Origin of the sequence: Streptomyces sp. Inha503 (assembly GCF_047215865.1) — a bacterium.
GTDB lineage: Bacteria > Actinomycetota > Actinomycetes > Streptomycetales > Streptomycetaceae > Streptomyces > Streptomyces lycopersici.
The window spans coordinates 5,784,311-5,803,074 of record NZ_CP178360.1 but is presented as its reverse complement, the minus strand read 5'-3'; the positions used below and the strand labels follow the sequence as shown (position 1 = coordinate 5,803,074).

Sequence of the window (18,764 nt, the reverse complement as noted above, 5' to 3'; positions counted from 1 at the left end):
GGGGTCCAAGGGCGGTGTCCACGTGTGGCGGTGCCCCCGCGTGTGGCGGTGCCCGCGCGTGGCGGCGCGCCCACGCGGCAGCGCCCTGACGCGGCGGTGTCTGCCTGTGGCAGCGCCCCGACACGGCGGTGTCCACGTGTGGCGGTGCCCCCACGCGGCAGCGTCCCGACGCGGCGGTGCCCGCGCGTGGCGGCGCCCCCACGCGGCAGCGCCCTGACGTGGCGGTGTCTGCGTGTGGCGGTGTCTGCCTGTGGCAGCGCCCCGACACGGCGGTGTCCACGTGTGGCGGTGCCCCCACGCGGCAGCGTCCCGACGCGGCGGTGCCCGCGCGTGGCGGCGCCCCCACGCGGCAGCGCCCCGACGTGGCGGTGTCTGCGTGTGGCGGTGTCTGCCCGTGGCAGTGCCCCCGCGCGGCGGAGCCGCATATCGATGCCGCGGAAAGGGACGAAGCCCCCGTCCGGGGTCTGGGGCGGAGCCCCGGTCCGGGGCCTGGGGCGGATGCTCCGGTTCGGGGTCTGGGGCGGAGCCCCAGTTTCGGGAAGGGGCGGGGAGGGGAGCAGCCCGCCGCAGGCGTCACGACCCGTCGGACATCCGCGGGGCGCGGGCAGCGCCAGCAGATCGTGGTGCACTGGGGCAATTGGTCACGACGGCACCAAGGGCGCCCGCCACAGCTCCCCCCACCAATCGGGGGCCACAGCAGGGGCCACAGCGGTGGTGGAGGGTGCGCCTTCGACCTGTCTGCCCAGGGCAGGGGCCCGGTGGGCCAGGTCCCGTGGGCCCCAAGGTGAGAGAAGGTGAGGGGGAGAATCCGGTTGTGTGGGGCCCGGGGCGTCGTTTGGGGGCGGATAGCGGTACGTTCGCGGCTAGCAAGGGCGGCACGCGGCACGTAAGGGAACGGCGAGCGCGGTGGGGTGATCCGCACCGCGGGGGACTCGGCGGTGTGGCGGCGTGCCGCAGGACGGACCCCGACCAGGAACTTCCGGAGGCGAGACGTGAGCAGCACGGCGATGGTGCGAGGCGCGACCGAGGACGCGGACCCGTTCGGGACCGCGCGGCTGCGGCGCGGCGTGCTGGACGCCTGGGCCGCGTCGCCCGCCCGGTTCCGGGAGGACGCCAACGCCGAGGAGGACCTGGCGCTGGGCGGCCACCGGGACCGGCTGGTCGTCGAGATGGCCCAGAACGCGGCGGACGCCGCCGCCCGCGCCGGGGTGCCCGGGCGGCTGCGGCTGACCCTGCGGCCGGCCACCGACGGCGAGCCCGCCGTGCTGGCCGTCGCCAACACCGGGGCGCCGCTGGACGCGGCGGGCGTCGAGTCGCTGTCCACCCTGCGGGCGTCGGCCAAGCGGGATGAGCCGGAGAGCGCGGTCGGGCGGTTCGGCGTCGGCTTCGCGGCGGTGCTCGCGGTGAGCGACGAGCCCGCGATCGTGGGCCGCACCGGCGGGGTGCGCTGGTCGCTGGCCGAGGCGCGGGAGCTGACCCAGCGCGCCGCCGCCGCCGGCGGCCCGGGTCTCGCCGAGGAGCTGCGCCGCCGTGACGGCCACGTACCCCTGCTGCGGCTGCCGCTGCCCGCCGAGGGGAGCGCCCCGGAGGGCTACGACACCGTCGTGGTGCTGCCGCTGCGCGACGGCGCCGCTTGGGACGTGGCGGAGCGGCTGCTGGCCGGGATCGACGACGCGCTGTTGCTCACCCTCCCCGGTCTTGCCGAGGTCGTGGTCGAGACCGTCGAGGGCACCCGGACGCTGCGCCGTCGCCAGGACGGCCCGTACACCGTCGTCGAGGACAGCGGCGCCCGCGGTACGACGCGCTGGCGCACCGAGAGCGTTGGCGGGCGGCTGGAACCGGAGCTGCTGGCCGACCGTCCGGTGGAGGAGCGGCTGCGCCCGGTGTGGTCGGTGACCTGGGCGGTTCCGGTGGACGCGGAGGGCGCGCCGACGCGCCCCGCGACCGCCCCGGTCGTCCACGCCCCGACGCCGACCGACGAGCCGCTGGGCATGCCCGCGCTACTGATCGCGTCCTTCCCGCTGGAGCCCACCCGCCGCCACACCGCCCCCGGGCCGCTCACGGACTTCCTGCTGGACCGCGCGGCCGAGGCGTACGCGACGCTGCTGCGCGACTGGCATCCGGTCTCGGTCGGCTCGATCGACCTGGTCCCGGGCCAGCTGGGCCGGGGCGAGCTGGACGGGGAGCTGCGCCAGCGGGTGCTGGAGCGGCTGCCGAGGGTGCCGTTCCTGCCCAGTGCCGCCGCACCGGCGGTGGGCGTGGGTGCGGAGGACGCGGCCGTGGCCGAGGCCGTGGCGGGCTGGCTCGGCTCGCCGGAGGCGCTCGGCCCGGACGCCGCCGAGGGCGGCCCCGGGGCGGGGGAGCCGGCTGCCGCCCCGCCCGCGCCCGCCCCGGCCGACTGGGATGACGACGTGCTGGCGCGCGGCGGCGCCGAGGGCGAGCCGTACGCGCTGCGGCCCCGGGACGCCGAGATCGTCGAGGGCGCGGGCGCGGAGACGGTGGAGGTGCTGGCCGAGCTGTTCCCGACGCTGCTGCCCGCGGGTCTCGAGCGCCGCTCGGAGCTGCGGGTGCTGGGCGTGGCCCGGGTGCCGCTGGGCGAGCTCATCGACCGGCTCGCGGGGGTGGAGCGCGCCCCGGCCTGGTGGCGACGGCTGTACGACTCGCTGGGCGGCATCGACCCGGACCGGCTCAGCGGGCTGCCGGTGCCGCTGGCGGACGGCCGGACGACGATCGGGCCCCGGCAGGTGCTGCTGCCGCTGCCGGGCGAGGCCGACGGAGACTTGGACAGCTTGCACGGCCCGGACAGCATCGGAACGGCCGAGTCCGCCGTCACCACCGAGCCCGCCGGACGGGTCGGGCCTGCCGGAATCACCGAGCCCACCGGAATCACCGAGCCCACCGCCCCCGCGCGGACCCCCGAGCGCGGCGCCGCGGTCAGCGATACGCATCGCACCCTCGCCCGCCTCGGCCTGAAAGTTGCACATCCGGACGCGGCCCATCCGCTGCTGGAGAAGCTTGGCGCGACGCCCGCCACGCCCCGCGCCGTGCTGACGACCCCCCAGGTACGGACCGCCGTCGCGCATTCGCTGGAGGCGGAGGACGAGTACGACCCGTTCGCGGAGGAGGGCGAGGGCGGCCTGGGCGCGGCGCTGGACGCCGACACGCTGGCCGACACCGTCCTGGGCCTGGTCCAGCAGGCCCGGCTGGCGCCCGGCGACGAGCCGTGGCTGGCCGCGCTCGCGCTCCCGGACGAGGACGGCGAGCTGGCCCCGGCCGGTGAGCTGGTCCTCCCCGGCAGCGCCTTCGAGCAGGTGATGCGGGAGGGCGAACTGGCCGCGTGCGACGCCGAGCTGGCCGATCGCTGGGGCGAGCAGCCGCTCGCCGCGGTCGGTGTGCTGGCGGGCTTCACGCTGGTCAGGGCCGCCGATGTGGTGCTGGACCCTGATGAACTGGAGCCGCGCGAGGGCGACTTCACCGAACCGGACGACGTCGGCGTGCTGGACGCCGTCGATGTGTGGTGCGAGGACGTGCTGGACCGGCTGCCGGAGACACCCGTGCCGCCGGTGGCCACCGAGATCGTGGCCGTACGGGACCTGGACCTGGTCGACGACGACGCCTGGCCGCGGGCGCTGGCCATGCTCGCCCAGCCGCCGCTGCGCGACGCGCTGACCGCGCCGGTGCGGGTGCTGCTGCCGGACGGTACGACGGAGATCGTGCGCTCGTACACCGCGTGGTGGCTGCGCGGCCATCCGGTGCTGGACGGCCGGCGCCCCGCCGGGCTGCGCGCGGCCGGGGGCGATCCGCTGCTGGCCGGGCTGTACGAGGCGGTGGACGCGGCCGGGTTCGAGGACGAGCAGGTGCTGCGGGCGCTGGGGGTACGGACCTCCGTCGCCGCGCTGCTGGACGAGCCGGGCGGCGCCGCCGAGCTGCTGGCCCGCCTCTCCGACCCGGACCGCCAGGTGACCCCCGCCCAGCTGCACGCCATCTATGGGCAACTGGCCGACCTGGAACCCGAGCAGGTGACCCTGCCGGACGAGCTGCGCGCCGTCGTGGACGGTGAGCCGACGGTGGTCGAGGCGGGCGAGGCGCTGGTCGCGGACGCCCCCGACCTGGTGCCGCTGGCCGAGGCGGACGGCCGGGCGCTGCTGCCCGTACGGCCGACGCGGGCGGCGGAGCTGGCCGAGCTGTTCCAGGTGCGGCGGCTGAGCGAGGCGTACCCGGCGCGGGTGACCTCACAGGGCGATCCGCACGAGGTGCCCGAGGCGGTCCGCGAACTCCTCCCGGGCGCCCCGCTGTCGTACATCGAGCATGAGGAACTGCTGATCGAGGGCTCGGGCGAGGGGACAGGCTCGGGCGAGGGAACGGGAGCGGGAACGGGCTCGGGTGATGGCGAGAGCGCGGGCGGGGGCGCGGGGGAGATCGAGCTGGACTGGCGGTATGTGGACGGCACCCTGCACGCCTCGACGGTCGAGGGCGTCGCGGCCGGTCTGTCCTGGGCCGCCGGCCACTGGGCGCGCCGGTTCGAGGTGGCGGCCCTGCTGGAGGATCTGACCCGTACGGAGGAGCTGGCGCGGGCCCGCTGGTTCGACTGACGGGCGCGCGCGTACGGGGTGTGTGCGGGGGTGTGTGCGGGCCTTGCCCGAGGGAACGGCCCGTTCCTCGCGGCAAGGCCCGGCCCCGGGACAAGGCCCCCGGTCAGGGCTTGCGAGCCACGCCCGCGAAGATCCACAGCTCCTTGGCCTCCGCCTCGGCCCTGGCCTGCTCGCTCTCGGGCTTCCAACGGTGCGGCATCACCACGCCCGGATCCACCAGCTCCAGCCCGTCGAAGAACGGAAGGATCTCTTCCTGGGTGCGTCCCTGCACATGGATGCCACTGCTGCGGTAGAGGTTGGTGACCGCGTCCGAGACCCCGGGGCGGGGGTCGAGCGCACCGTGTGAGAGCACGAGATAGCTGCCCGAGGCCAAGGGCTCGACCAGTTGGCGCACGATCTCGTACGGTTTCTGCTCGTCCGAGATGAAATGCATGATCGCATTCAGCGACAGGGCGACCGGTTGGGACAGATCGAGGGTGTCGTTCAGATCCTCGGCGGCCAGGATCCCCTGCGGATCGCTGACGTCCGCGTGGATGTAGGCGGTGCGGCCCTCGGGGGTGGAGAGCAACAGGGCCTGCGCGTAGGCCAGAACTATCGGGTCGTTGTCCGCGTAGACGACCCGGGAGTCCGGGGCGGCCTTCTGGGCGATCTGGTGGAGGTTGGGCTCGGTGGGGATACCGGTACCGATGTCCAGGAACTGCCGTATGCCCGCCTCGTCCGCGAGCCAGCGGGTCGCGCGGTGCATGAATGACCGGTTGGCACGGGTCCACGGCTTGACGTCGGGCCAGACGGCCTCGACCTGTTCGGCGGCGTGGGTGTCGACCGCGTAGTGGGTCTTGCCGCCCAGGAAGTAGTCATACATGCGGGCCGAGTGCGGCTTGCTGGTGTCGATCTCATCGGCACGAAAGCGGTTACCGGTCATATCCCTCACATTACTGGTGAGTTGACGATCACAAGACGGTAGTTCCCGAACAAAGTGCCCGCCGTGAGGCTTCCGCAACATTGTGAACGGCCCGTGAAGATCGTACAGTTGGCCCATCCGGCTCCGCCCGCGCGTCCCCGCGGCGGGGCCTCGTCTTTCTGTGCGCACCACTTTCTGTACGCACCACAGACGGGTGAACGGGTGCGTGATGAGGAGGGGAGCGCGCCCGCGCACCAGGCCAGGGCGCCGGGCCGCTGCCGGGAACGGCGGACGGTCCGGCGCCGCGCCGTCGCGTGGGTGTGCCGACCGTTCCGCACGCCAGCAGTGCCGCTCGCGTCAGCCGTTCTGCGCGTCGGCCGTCCGCGCGTCGCCGTTCCGCGAGTCGCGGCGGATCGCCGCGTCCCGGGCCCGTACGTACCAGATGCCGAGCAGCCCGAGGCCGCCGCCGGCCAGGCAGGTCCACAGCCACCACAGATGTCCGTGCTCATGGAACCAGCCGTAGAAGGGCAGCTGGGCGAGGAAGAGGACGAACCACACGATCGTGCCGCCGGTGATCGTGGCCACGACATTGCCCTCAAGGGGCTCCGGCGCCTCGTGCTTGGGGGTCCACTTCGTCATGGCCACAGCTTAAGGGGGCCGGTCATGGGCCCGACCGGGGTCGTGCCGGACCTCACAGAGGCCTTACGGAGACCGCACGGAGGTCGCACCGAGGCCTCACGGGGACCCCGCCCGGACCGGTTTGGCGATCGGACCTTGATAGTTTCATACTGAATACTTCTGGGTCTGAGTGGAATGTCTCGTTCGATCATCCAAAGGGCCCGCTGTTGATGTTCACGCACACTGAGGTCCTTCATGTCCCCCTCGGCCACCGCGCCGGTCGACGCCAGCAAGCAGGCTCCGACTCCCCCCGCCAACGGCATCGACAAGTTCTTCAAGATCAGCGAGCGTGGTTCCTCGATCTCCCGGGAGATCCGGGGCGGACTGGCCACGTTCTTTGCGATGGCCTACATCGTCGTACTGAATCCGATCATCCTCGGCGCCGGTACGGACAAGTTCGGGCATCAGCTCAACAACGGCCAGCTGGTCACCGCCACCGCCCTGATCGCGGGCCTGACCACACTGCTCATGGGGATCATCGGCAATGTCCCCATCGCGCTCGCGGCGGGCCTCGGCATCAACGCCGTGGTCTCGCTCCAGCTCGCGCCCAAGATGAGCTGGCCGGACGCGATGGGCATGGTGGTGCTCGCGGGTCTGGTGCTGATGATCCTCGTCGCCTCGGGGCTGCGGCAGCGGGTGATGGACGCGATCCCATCCGGGCTGCGGCGGGCAATCGCGATCGGTATCGGTCTCTTCATCGCCCTGATCGGTCTGGTCGACTCCGGCTTCGTCAGCCGTAACCCCGACTCCGCGCACACCACCGTCCCCCTCGGCCTGGGCGTGGCCGGGCGGCTCCAGGGCTGGCCGGTGCTGGTGTTCGTGGCCGGTCTCGCGCTCACCTTCATCCTGATCGTCCGCAAGACGCGCGGCGCGATCCTGATCGGCATCGTGACCATGACCGTGGTCGCGATCGTGATCAACTCCCTGGCCCAGATCCCGGACGCCCAGTGGGGGCTGACCATCCCCTCGGTGCCGGAGAAGGTGGTCGACACCCCGGACTTCGGCCTCGTCGGCGATGTCAGCCTCTTCGGCGGTTTCCATGAGGTCGGCCTGCTCACCGGCTGCCTCTTCGTCTTCACCGTGCTGTTGTCCGGCTTCTTCGACGCGATGGGCACGATCATCGGCGTCGGCGAGGAGGCCGGGCTGACCGATGAGCGCGGTCAGCTGCCGGGCATGGGCCGGATCCTGATGATGGACGGCGTCGCGGTCGCGGGCGGCGGCTTCGGCTCGGCCTCGGCCAACACCTGCTTCGTGGAGTCCACGGCGGGTGTCGGGGAAGGGGCGCGCACCGGGCTCGCGAACGTGGTGACCGGCGCGCTCTTCCTGCTCGCGCTGGTCGTCACCCCGCTGGCCAAGGTGGTGCCCTCGCAGGCCGCGACCCCCGCGCTGGTGGTCGTCGGCTTCCTGATCATGGCGGCGAACGTCAAGGAGATCGACTGGAGCGATTCCACGATCGCGATCCCGGCCTTCCTGACCATGATCTCGATGCCCTTCACGTACAGCATCACCAACGGGATCGGGCTGGGTGTCCTCTCGTTCCTGCTGCTGCGCATCGCCACCCGGCGGACCCGGGAGATCCCGTGGCTGCTGGGCGCGGTGGGGCTGTGCTTCCTGGTGTACTTCCTGCTCAACCCGATCGAACAGGCACTCGGCGTCTCCTGAGCCGAGCTCGGCCCCGTTTGGGCCGAGTCGTCGTCCCACCCTGGTGTACGCCGTCCCGCCTGACGCATGAGCGTTCCGCCCCGAGCGCCCAGGACCCCCGCGGTCCTGGGCGCTCATGCGTGCCGCCTTACATCACTACCCGGAGTCAACTCACTCGTTCGGGTGAAATAGAAATAGGGAAGTAACCAGGGTTTCATTAGGTGAGGTAATGAGTTATGCTAAAGACCATGCCCGATCTGTCCCGCCTCCAGCACCAGGCGGAGGCGCCCCCCGATGACGCGGCCGCCGTGAGTGCACTGCGGTCCGGAGTGATGCGTCTCTCGCGGCGGCTCAAGCACCAGCGGGTGGACGAATCGCTCAGCCCGACCGAGATGGCGGTCCTGGGCACGCTGGCCCAGTGCGGCTCCGCCACCCCCGGCGAGCTGGCCCGCAAGGAGCACGTCCAGCCGCCGTCGATGACCCGCATCGTGGCGCTGCTGGAGGCCAAGGGACTGGTCAGGCTCGAGCCGCATCCGGAGGACCGGCGGCAGAAAGTCGTCTCGCCGACCGAGCGGGCAGAGGCCATGCTCGAAGAGAGCCGACGCAAGCGCAACGCCTGGCTGGCCGAGCTGGTCGGGGAGCTGACCGAGGACGAGTGGGACGTGCTGCGCGCCGCCGCGCCCGTGCTGGAGAAGCTCGCGCATATGTAAGAAGGACCCCGAGGCAGCCAGGAGGCGAACGCACTTGAGTACGGGACCCGGAGCAGACTCCGCACCCGCACCGAAGAACCCCGCAAACCCCGCAGAGCCCGGAGACCCCGGAGATCTTGGAAACCCGGGCGACTCCGGAATCCCCGTATCCGACCCCGCGCCCACCGTCACCGCGGAACGCGCCCGGGGCGGGACCTTCCGTTCGCTGAGGATCCGCAACTACCGCCTGTTCGCGACCGGTGCCATGATCTCCAACACCGGCACCTGGATGTCGCGGATCGCCCAGGACTGGCTGGTCCTGAGCCTCACCGGCTCCTCCACCGCGGTCGGTATCACCACCGCGCTTCAGTTCCTGCCCATGCTGCTCTTCGGTCTCTACGGCGGGGTCATCGCGGACCGATGTCCCCGGCGCCGGCTGCTGCTCTTCACCCAGACCGCGCTGGGGCTGTGCGGGCTCGCCCTCGCCGCCCTCACCCTCAGCGGCCATGTACAGGTCTGGCACGTCTATCTCATCGCGTTCCTGCTCGGCATGGTCACCGTCGTCGACAACCCGACCCGCCAGGTCTTCGTCAACGAGATGGTCGGCCCCAAGGACCTGCGGAACGCGGTCAGCCTCAACTCCGCGAACTTCCAGTCCGCGCGGCTGATCGGCCCGGCGGTCGCCGGTGTGCTGATCACCGCCGTGGGCAGCGGCTGGGCCTTCCTGATCAACGGAGTCTCCTTCGGCGCCCCGATCATCGGTCTGCTGCTCATGCGCACCAGTGAGCTGCACAAGGTCGAGCGGGCGCCGCGCGGCAAGGGGCAGCTGCGGGAGGGGCTGCGCTATGTGGCCGGGAACCCCGATCTGATCTGGCCGATCGTGCTCGTCGGCTTCATCGGCACCTTCGGCTTCAACTTCCCGATCTGGCTGAGCGCCTTCGCCGACGATGTCTTCCACGCCGGGCCGGGTACGTACGGCCTGCTCAACACCCTGATCGCGATCGGCTCGGTGACGGGCGCGCTGCTCGCCGCGCGGCGGGTGGTGGCCCGGCGGCGGCTGCTGGTCGGGGCCGCGCTGATGTTCGGCGTGCTGGAGATGGTCGCGGCGGCCACCCCGTACTTCTGGCTCTTCGCGGCGCTCATGGTGCCGATCGGGATCTTCAGCCTGACGTTCAACGTGACCGCGAACTCCAGCGTCCAGCTCGCGACGGATCCCGCGATGCGGGGCCGGGTGATGAGCCTGTTCATGATGGTCTTCGTCGGCGGTACGCCGATCGGTGGCCCGCTGGTGGGCTGGGTCACCGACACCTGCGGCGCGCGCATCGGCTTCGCCGCGGGCGGGCTGATCTCGGCGGCCGCCGCGGCCGCGGTGGGGCTGATCCTGGTCCGGTCCGGCGGCCTGCGGCTGAAGCTGGACCTGCGCCGGGGCCACCCGCATGTGATCTTCGTGCCGCGCACACCTGAGACGGAGGAGAAGCCGCTGGCCGCCACGGCCTGAACCGGTCGCTTCGGCCTCGCCGGGGTTGCGCCCCTTCGGCCTCGCCGGGGCTCCGCCCCGGACCCCGCTCCTCACACTCCACCAGCTACCGCTGGGAGGTGCCTCCTGGAGGGGCTGAGTTGCCCACCCCTGGTGCGGGAGACTGGGCGGATGAGACTCTTCGCCGCCGTGTTGCCGCCGGAGGCGGCCGTCGCCGAGCTGGCCGCGCGGGTCAAGGCGCTCCGGGCGCTGCCAGGGGCGGACGGGCTGCGCTGGACCGAGCGGGAGGGCTGGCACTTCACGCTCGCCTTCTTCGGCGAGGTGGCCGAGGACGTACTGCCCGAGCTGCACACCCGGCTGGCCCGCGCCGCCCATCGGCACCACCCCCATGAGCTGCGGCTCGCGGGTGGCGGCCGGTTCGACGACCGGGTGGTGTGGGTGGGCGTCGACGGCGACAGCGAGGCCCTGCGGCGGCTGGCCGACTCCGCCGAGGCGGGGGGCCGACGGGCCGGGGTGCCGATGGACCGGCACCGGCCGTACCACCCGCATCTGACCATCGCCCGCGCCCGAGCCCGCTCCGCGCGGCACGACTCCCCGCGCCACGGCTCCCAGCGCCACGGCTCCGCCACCAGCCTCGCGCCGTACGTGGACGGGCTCACGGACTTCGCCGGCCGGGAGTGGACCGTGAGCGAGCTCAGCCTGGTGCGCAGCCATCCACCGGCCCCGGGCGTCCCCGGGCAGCAGCCGCGCTACGAGGTGGTGGCGGCCTGGCCGCTGGGGCACTGAGCGGTCCGGCTAATCTCGAGGTGTGGACCCCAAGACCAGAAACATGATCATGAGTGGCGCGCTGGTGCTGATCCTCGTCGTCGTCGCCGCGGCGGCCGCTCTCGGAGGCTGAACGCGAGAGGGGCGTGGGCCGCCGCGCGGTCCACGCCCTCTCCTAGCTCTAGCTCTCGCCCACGGCTACCAGGCGAACGCCTCCGGCGACGGCCCCGGACCCGGGAAGATCGCGTCCAGCTCCGCCAGCACCTCCTCGCCCAGCTTCAGCTCCGACGCCCGCACCGCCGACGCCAGCTGTTCGGCCGTGCGCGGACCCACGATCGGACCGGTGACCCCGGGCCGGGTGAGCAGCCAGGCCAGGGCCGCCTCGCCGGGCTCGATGCCGTGCTTGGCCAGCAGATCCTCGTACCGCTGGATCTGATCGCGCACCGTCGCGTTCTTCAGCGCGTCGGCGCTGCGCCCGGACGTGCTGCGCGAACCGCCGCCCTCGCGCTCCTTGCGGAGCGCTCCGCCGAGCAGCCCGCCGTGCAGCGGCGACCAGGGGATGATGCCCACGCCGTAGCCCTGCGCGGCGGGGATGACCTCCATCTCGGCGCGGCGCTCGGCCAGGTTGTACAGGCACTGCTCGCTGACCAGCCCGTACGAGCCGCGGCGGGCCGCGGCCTCATTGGCCTGGGCGATATGCCAGCCCGCGTGGTTGGAGGAGCCCGCGTAGACGATCTTGCCCTGCTGTACGAGGACGTCGATGGCCTGCCAGATCTCGTCCCACGGGGTGGAGCGGTCCACGTGGTGGAACTGGTAGAGGTCGATGTAGTCCGTGCCGAGCCGCTTGAGGCTGGCGTCCACGGCCCGGCGGATGTTCACGGCCGAGAGCTTGTCGCTGTTGGGCCAGGGCTCACCCTCGGCGGCCATGTTTCCGTACACCTTGGTCGCGAGGACCGTCTTCTCCCGGCGCCCGCCGCCCTTGGCGAACCAGCTCCCGATGATTTCCTCGGTGCGGCCCTTGTTCTCGCCCCAGCCGTACACATTGGCGGTGTCGAAGAAGTTGATGCCCGCGTCGAGCGCGGCATCCATGATCGAGTGGCTGTCGGTCTCCTCCGTCTGCGGACCGAAGTTCATGGTGCCGAGGACGATACGGCTGACCTTGAGACCTGTGCGTCCGAGCTGCGTGTACTCCATGAGGATCAGCCAAGCCGTTGGAGTGCGCTCTAATCAAGGGGGACGGGCCGGGTGCTCCGCCATCGGCGGCGGCAGGGCCCCGGCCGAGAATTCCCCATGGAAAACCCGAAAGCCCGCTTTTTGGCCCCCCGTGCGGTCAAAAAGCGGGCGTCTTGGGGTTTTGCGGCTCCGGCCGGAATTCAATCGGGCAGGATTGCCGGGGGTCGCCGCTGAATGGGGTCGCCGAATGCGACCGGTCTTTTCGGATTACCGGGCGGCGCGGGACTTCATAAAGCCGAGAACGCCGAGGGCCAGGGCCATCAGCGCGCCGACCAGGACCATGTAGAGCCCCGGTCCCGCGGTCATGTCGTACAGCTTCGCGGCCTGCTCCGCCGCCTTCTCCGCGACCTGCTGCGACACTCCCTCCTCGTCCTTCAGCTTCTGGATGAGGAGTCGCTCGGGGTCCGCCATGTTGATGACCGCGACAATGGCCATGGCCAGCCCCAGAACGCCGCCGACCAGGTAGAGCGCCGCCTTCTTGGTGGCCATGGCGGTGATGAACAGGATCGCCGCGACCAGGGCGACGATCAGCGTGATGATGCCGTCGCCGTCGATGCCCTTGATGCCCCCGGTGGCGCCCTCGGCGTCGGAGATCACCCAGTTCACCATGGAGCCGACCAGCGCGATGACCGAGCCGACGATCGCGAAGATCGCGATCTTCTTGGACGGCGCGGCCGGTGCCGCACCATGGTTCGGGGCACCGGCGGAATGCGTGGGCGGTGCGGTTTGCGCATAGGAGGACTGGCTGTATTCGCTCATGGGCTCAGACCGTAAGCGGGGCCTTTCTGTATTGCAATGCCGCCGCCCGCTATGCCGCCAATGACCGATAAATTTCTCGCCGAAATAATCCCTGGATGAGATCAAATAATCTCGGGGTTATTTCGGGATGGCTGCCCGCACAAATAATTGACAGACGTTATCTGCCCGTGATCGCGGAAGTCATGCGCGATTGGGCTTGATCATGGAAGTCGGGCGTGGACAGTAGCCATGTCCGGGCGGTGGCCCCGCCGGGCGTAAAACCGGGCGGCCCAGGCGGGAGCCATGCGTGGCCGGAGGGGGCTCCTCGGCGTGGTTCCGGCGCCGGGCGCCCCCGGCGGGATGGCAGGCTTGGGCCCATGCGTCCGCTTCCGTTCGTACTCGGTGCCGCCGCGCTGCTGACCGTGTCCGCAGCCGCCCCGGCCGCCGCCGACGACTCGTCGTCGCCGTCCCCCTTCACGATCCAGGATTCACGGATCACCGAGTCCAGCGGCCTCGCCGCGAGCCGTCTGCACCCCGGCGTCTACTGGACGCACAACGACAGCTCGGACGGCCCGTACGTATACGCCGTGGACGGCAGGACCGGGAAGACGGTCGCGCGGGTCACCCTGCGCGGGATAGGGGATCCCCGCGATGTGGAAGCGATCTCGATAGGGCCGGACGGCAATGTCTACGTCGGCGATATCGGCGACAACCTGGGCGGTCAGTGGTCCCATGTGTGGATCTACCGCTTCCCGGAGCCGAAGCGGCTGAAGGACACCACCGTCACCGCGACCCAGTTCACCGTCAAGTACCAGGGCGGGCCGCGCAACGCCGAGGCGCTGATGGTCCATCCCAAGACGGGCCGCGTCTACATCGCCAGCAAGAGCGACGAGGACGCCGGGCTGTACGCCGGACCGACCACGCTGAGCCCCTCCGGGGTGAATGTCTTCCAGCGGGTCTCCGACATCGGCATGGAGGTCACGGACGGGGCGTTCTCCCCGGACGGCACCCGGCTGGTGCTCCGCGGCTACTTCTCGGCCGCCGAGTACCGCTGGCGGAACGGAAAGCCGACGCGGCTGGAGGAGGAGCCGGGGCTGCCGCTCCAGCGCCAGGGCGAGTCGGTCACCTTCACCCCGGACGGCGGCACCCTCATGTACGGCACGGAGGGCGCGGGCTCCAAGGTGACGCCGGTGGACCTGGGCGGGGAGCTGCTGCCGGACGCCACCGCGAAGGAGCAGAAGAAGAACGGGGAGTACTCCGACCGCGTCGACGGCAAGCTCACCGACGGCGACAAGAACGGCAACCTGGTCAAGGCCGGGCTCACCTTCGTCGGCGCGCTGGTGGTGTTCCTCGGCCTGCGCAAGCTCTTCCGTAGGAGCTGATCGTCAACGTACGCGAAGGGGCCCACGGCTGGTCGGCCGCGGGCCCCTTCGCGTATGGCGAAAGCGTGGGTCAGACGCGTATGGCGAAAGCGTGTGTCAGAGGTGCTCGATGACGTAGTCCACGCACGCCGTCAGGGCCTCGACGTCCGCCGGGTCGACGGCCGGGAACATCGCCACTCGCAGCTGGTTGCGGCCCAGCTTGCGGTACGGCTCCGTGTCCACGATGTCGTTGGCCCGCAGCGCCTTGGCGACCGCGGCGGCGTCGATCTCCTCGTTGAAGTCGATCGTGCCGACGACCTGCGACCGCTTGGCCGGGTCGGCCACGAACGGGGTGGCGAACTTGGACTCCTCGGCCCAGCCGTACAGCGTGCGCGAGGAGGTCGCGGTGCGGCGCACCGCCCAGTCCAGACCGCCCTGACCGTTGATCCACTTCAGCTGGTCGTCCAGCAGGAAGAGCGTCGCCAGCGCCGGGGTGTTGTACGTCTGGTTCTTCAGCGAGTTGTCGATCGCGGTCGGCAGCGAGAAGAACTCGGGGACGTGCCGGCCGGAGGCGTGGATCCGGGCGGCGCGCTCAAGCGCGGCGGGCGAGAAGACGCCGATCCACAGGCCGCCGTCCGCCGCGAAGGACTTCTGCGGCGCGAAGTAGTAGACGTCCGTCTCGGTGATGTCGACCGGCAGACCGCCCGCCCCGGAGGTGGCGTCCACCAGCACCAGCGCGCCCTCGTCGGCGCCGGCCACCCGCTGGATGGGCATGGCGACACCGGTGGAGGTCTCGTTGTGGGTGAAGGCGTAGACGTCCGCGCCGCTCTCGGCGCGCGGCTCCGGGTGGGTGCCGGGGTCGGAGGTGATCACCGTGGGCTCCTCGAGCCACGGCGCCAGCTTCGCCGCCTTGGCGAACTTCGAGGAGAACTCGCCGAAGGACAGGTGCTGCGACTTGGAGTCGATCAGCCCGTGGGTCGCGATGTCCCAGAAGGCGGTGGAGCCGCCGTTGCCCAGGATGACCTCGTACCCCTCCGGGAGTTGGAAGAGCTCGCGCACCCCTTCGCGTACGGTGCCGACCAGGTTCTTGACCGGGGCCTGGCGGTGGGAGGTGCCCAGCAGGGAGCTTCCGGTCGCGGCCAGGGCGCTCAGCGCCTCGGTGCGCACCTTGGAGGGGCCCGAGCCGAAGCGTCCGTCGGCGGGCTTGATGTCATCGGGAATCCGGATCTCAGCCACGAGCCGAAGCCTAATCCGTCGGCCGCCGCGCTCCGACTGCCCGTCCAGCGGGTGAGACGGTATGTCCACATCCTGTTGACGCGCGAGGGTGTGCCGGTATAGGGGATGTGCCCGGTATGGGGGATGCGCCGGTATGGGGCCCGATCGCGGAACATGGCGGCCTTAAGGCGGCCACGCAGGCCGCGCACACCATGCATGGCGACCATGAATCGGAATGGGACATTCTCAACGGCCGCCTCGCCGTGGACCATGGAGAGCATGGCTGATCACCAGGCAGATGAGCTGGAGCAGGCGCTGCGACGAGCCGTTCGCGGGGACGTCTCCTTCGATACGGCGAGCCGGGCCCTGATGACCATGGACGCGTCGAACTACCGGCGGGTCCCCGCCGGGGTGGTCGCGCCCCGCGACGGCGACGATGTGGCGGCGGTGCTGGCCGTGTGCCGGGAGCGCGGGGTGCCGGTGGTCGCGCGCGGTGGCGGGACCTCGATCGCGGGCCAGGCCACCGGGCTCGGCGTCGTCCTCGACTTCACCCGCCATATGCGCGGCATCCTCTCGCTCGACCCGGAGCGGCGCACCGCCGTCGTCCAGCCGGGCGTGATCTGCGACGACCTCCGTACGGCGGCCGGCGCCCATGGGCTGACGTTCGGCCCCGACCCGTCCACCCACAGCCGCTGCACCCTCGGCGGCATGATCGGCAACAACTCCTGCGGCTCCCACTCCGTGGCCTGGGGCACCACCGCCGACAACGTCCACGAGCTGGACGTCCTCACCTACGGCGGGGAGCGGGTGCGCGCCGCCCAGGGCCTCCACGACCTGCCCGCCCGGCTCCGCGACGGCATACGGTCCCTGGCCGGTCAGCATCTGGCCCTGCTGCGCACCGGCTTCCCCGAGCTGCCCCGCCGGATCTCCGGCTACGCCCTGGACGAGCTGCTGCCCGAGAAGAACGCCGACCTCGCCCGCGCCCTCACCGGCAGCGAGGGCACCCTCGGCGTGGTGACGGAGGCGACCGTAAGGCTGGTGGAGGCGCCCGGCGCCCGCGCCCTGGCCGTACTCGGCTACCCCGACGAGAGCGCCGCGGCCGAGGCCGCGCACACCCTGCTGCCGTACGGTCCGCTGACCGTCGAGGGCATGGCCGCCGATCTGGTCGCCGGGACGACCGGGCTGCCCAAGGGCGGCGCCTGGCTGTTCGTGGAGGTCGGCGGCGCCACCCGGGAGGAAGCGCTCTCCCGCGCCCAGGAGGTGGCCCGCGCCGCCGCCGACGCGACCACGGACCACACCGTGGTCGCCGACCCGGCCGGGCAGCGCGCCCTGTGGCGGGTGCGCGAGGACGCCTCCGGGACCGCCACCAGGACGCCGGACGGCAGCGAGGCCTGGCCCGGCTGGGAGGACTGCGCGGTGCCGCCGCCGCGGCTCGGCGCGTATCTGCGCGACTTCCGCGCCCTGATGGCCCAGCACGGGCTGCGCGGCACGCCGTACGGGCACTTCGGGGACGGCTGCATCCACGTCCGCATCGACTTCGACCTGCTGACCGAGCCCGGCATCCGGGTCTTCCGCGCCTTCTCCGCCGATCTCGCCGATCTCGTCGTCGCACACGGCGGCTCGCTCTCCGGCGAACACGGCGACGGCCTGGCCCGCGCCGAACTGCTGCCGCGCATGTACGGGACGGAGATGGTCGGCCTCTTCTCCCGCTTCAAGGACCTGTGGGACCCGGAGGGCGGCCTCAACCCCGGCGTTCTGGCCCGCCCCCAGCGCCTGGACCAGAACCTGCGCTTCGATCCGCTGCCGAGGCGCCCGGTGGACGTCGAGTTCGGCTATCCGCACGACAAGGGCGACTTCTCGGCGGCGGTCCGGCGCTGTGTGGGCGTCGCCAAGTGCCGTAACGAGTCGGTGTCCGGCGACGGAGTGATGTGCCCGTCGTACCGCGCCACCGGCGAGGAGAAGCACTCCACGCGCGGCCGCGCCCGGCTGCTGCACGAGATGCTCGCGGGCGAGGTCGTCCAGGACGGCTGGCGCTCGGAGGAGGTACGGGACGCGCTCGACCTGTGCCTGTCCTGCAAGGGCTGCCGCAGCGACTGCCCGGTGGAGGTCGACATGGCCACCTACAAGGCGGAGTTCCTGCACCACCACTACGAGGGCCGGCTGCGTCCCGCGGCCCACTACTCGATGGGCTGGCTCCCGGTGTGGCTGCGCGCGGCGTCCCTCCTGCGGGCGGCCCCGGCGGCCAACGCGCTGGCCGGGGTGGGCCCACTCGCCGCCCTGGCCAAACGCCTGGGCGGCATCGCCCCCGAACGCGACATCCCGGAACTGGCCCACGAGCCCTTCACGAGGTGGTGGCGCGACCGGGTCCGCGAGGCGGCGCGCGAGGGGGTACGACAGGCGGCGCGCGAGGCGGGGGCCGGGGCCGACTCGGAATCGGAATCGGGATCGGGGTCGGGACGGCCCGAGCGCGGACAGACCGTCGTCCTCTGGCCCGACACCTTCACCAACCACCTCTCCCCGTCCGTCGGCCGGTCGGCGGTCGCCGTGCTGGAGGCGGCCGGGCTGCGGGTGGTCGTCCCGCCGAAGCCCGTATGCTGCGGGCTGACCTGGGTCTCCACCGGCCAGCTCGACCGCGCCCGTACGGTCATGCGGCGCACCCTGGACGTCATGGCCCCGGCCCTGGACGCCGGACTCCCGGTGGTCGGCCTCGAACCCAGCTGCACCGCCGCCCTCCGCACCGACCTCCCCGAACTCCTCACCACCGACCCGCGCGCCGCGCGCCTCGCCGAGTCCGTCTCGACGTTCGCCCAGACACTGGAGCGGTACGCCCCCGACTGGCAGCCCCCGAGGATCGACCGCCCCGTCGTCGGCCAGACCCACTGCCACCAACACGCCGTCCTGGGCGACACCGCCGAACGCCGCCTCCGCGAACGCGCCGGCCTTACGGGCACCTTGAGCGGCGGCTGCTGCGGCCTCGCGGGCAACTTCGGCTTCGAGAACGGCCACTACGAGGTCTCGACGGCCTGCGCCGAGGAGCAACTGCTGCCATCCGTAAGGGCCGCGGAACCCGGCACCGAGATCCTGGCGGACGGCTACTCCTGCCGCACCCAACTCACCCAGCTGGCGGGCCAGAAGGGCCGCCACCTGGCGGAGGTGCTGGCGGAACGGCTGCCGTAAGGCGAGCGGGCGGCCGGTTGCCGGTCGCCGGTTGTCGGTCGCGGTTGCCGGGGGCTGGCTGCCTGGTTGTCGGGGGCTGGTCGCGGTTGTCGGGGGCTGGTCGGTCGAGCCACACACCTCAGCGAGCCGACCAGCCCCATTGTTGGCGCGCCCTGACGGGCCGTCTCAACCGGCTGAATCATGCAAGCGTGCTTGATTGTTTCTCGTCGCGCTGCCACCCTCGCTCGACGAGAGCACTCGACCCACTCGACCCACTCGAAGGGCTCGACGAGGGCGAGAGAAGGCCGACACCCGACA

General features: G+C 71.8%; 12 protein-coding genes. 7 read left to right on the top strand and 5 right to left on the bottom strand.

The genetic code is table 11. The features are described from left to right. The first annotated feature begins 1,007 nt into the window (after positions 1 to 1,007). Entirely contained in the window at positions 1,008 to 4,592 is a 3,585-nt protein-coding gene (locus tag ACJX2R_RS23820; RefSeq protein ID WP_413105938.1) for a sacsin N-terminal ATP-binding-like domain-containing protein, read from the top strand. Between the two features lie 103 nt (positions 4,593 to 4,695). Here ACJX2R_RS23820 and ACJX2R_RS23815 read toward each other — a convergent pair whose 3' ends face one another. Beyond that, positions 4,696 to 5,514, bottom strand: coding sequence for an SAM-dependent methyltransferase (locus ACJX2R_RS23815; RefSeq protein ID WP_413101787.1), 819 nt, complete (start codon positions 5,512 to 5,514; stop codon positions 4,696 to 4,698). A gap of 336 nt (positions 5,515 to 5,850) precedes the next feature. Next, entirely contained in the window at positions 5,851 to 6,132 is a 282-nt protein-coding gene (locus tag ACJX2R_RS23810) for a DUF2530 domain-containing protein (protein ID WP_262699186.1), read from the bottom strand. A gap of 234 nt (positions 6,133 to 6,366) precedes the next feature. Here ACJX2R_RS23810 and ACJX2R_RS23805 point away from each other — a divergent pair, with 234 nt between their 5' ends. The 4 genes from ACJX2R_RS23805 (at position 6,367) to thpR (ending at position 10,764) form a co-directional block, all read left to right on the top strand. Then, positions 6,367 to 7,833: an NCS2 family permease gene (locus tag ACJX2R_RS23805; protein WP_413101786.1), complete on the top strand. Its 1,467-nt coding sequence runs from the start codon at positions 6,367 to 6,369 to the stop codon at positions 7,831 to 7,833. Between the two features lie 227 nt (positions 7,834 to 8,060). After that, a complete protein-coding gene (locus tag ACJX2R_RS23800) occupies positions 8,061 to 8,522 on the top strand; it encodes a MarR family winged helix-turn-helix transcriptional regulator (RefSeq protein WP_046090048.1) in 462 nt (153 codons plus the stop codon). A 34-nt stretch (positions 8,523 to 8,556) separates the two neighbouring features. Continuing rightward, on the top strand, positions 8,557 to 9,999 hold the full coding sequence (locus ACJX2R_RS23795) for an MFS transporter (RefSeq protein ID WP_413101785.1): 1,443 nt from the start codon (positions 8,557 to 8,559) through the stop codon (positions 9,997 to 9,999). A gap of 150 nt (positions 10,000 to 10,149) precedes the next feature. Further along, the gene (thpR, locus tag ACJX2R_RS23790) at positions 10,150 to 10,764 is read left to right on the top strand and encodes an RNA 2',3'-cyclic phosphodiesterase (protein WP_413101784.1); all 615 of its coding nucleotides are present in this window, start codon (positions 10,150 to 10,152) and stop codon (positions 10,762 to 10,764) included. Positions 10,765 to 10,941: 177 nt separating this feature from the next. Here the strand turns inward: thpR and ACJX2R_RS23785 are convergent, their stop codons facing one another. Further along, on the bottom strand, positions 10,942 to 11,937 hold the full coding sequence (locus ACJX2R_RS23785; RefSeq protein WP_262699182.1) for an aldo/keto reductase: 996 nt from the start codon (positions 11,935 to 11,937) through the stop codon (positions 10,942 to 10,944). A gap of 246 nt (positions 11,938 to 12,183) precedes the next feature. Next, on the bottom strand, positions 12,184 to 12,735 hold the full coding sequence (locus ACJX2R_RS23780) for a hypothetical protein (RefSeq protein ID WP_413101783.1): 552 nt from the start codon (positions 12,733 to 12,735) through the stop codon (positions 12,184 to 12,186). 356 nt (positions 12,736 to 13,091) lie between these two features. Between ACJX2R_RS23780 and ACJX2R_RS23775 the strand changes: the two genes are divergently transcribed. Further along, the gene (locus tag ACJX2R_RS23775) at positions 13,092 to 14,096 is read left to right on the top strand and encodes a hypothetical protein (RefSeq protein WP_413101782.1); all 1,005 of its coding nucleotides are present in this window, start codon (positions 13,092 to 13,094) and stop codon (positions 14,094 to 14,096) included. A 96-nt stretch (positions 14,097 to 14,192) separates the two neighbouring features. Here ACJX2R_RS23775 and serC read toward each other — a convergent pair whose 3' ends face one another. Beyond that, positions 14,193 to 15,311: a phosphoserine transaminase gene (gene serC / locus ACJX2R_RS23770; protein WP_413101781.1), complete on the bottom strand. Its 1,119-nt coding sequence runs from the start codon at positions 15,309 to 15,311 to the stop codon at positions 14,193 to 14,195. 258 nt (positions 15,312 to 15,569) lie between these two features. On the opposite strand from serC, the gene ACJX2R_RS23765 reads away from it, so the two are divergent. Continuing rightward, complete coding sequence (locus ACJX2R_RS23765) at positions 15,570 to 18,467, top strand: FAD-binding and (Fe-S)-binding domain-containing protein (RefSeq protein ID WP_413101780.1); 2,898 nt, start codon at positions 15,570 to 15,572, stop codon at positions 18,465 to 18,467. Positions 18,468 to 18,764: the final 297 nt, after the last annotated feature.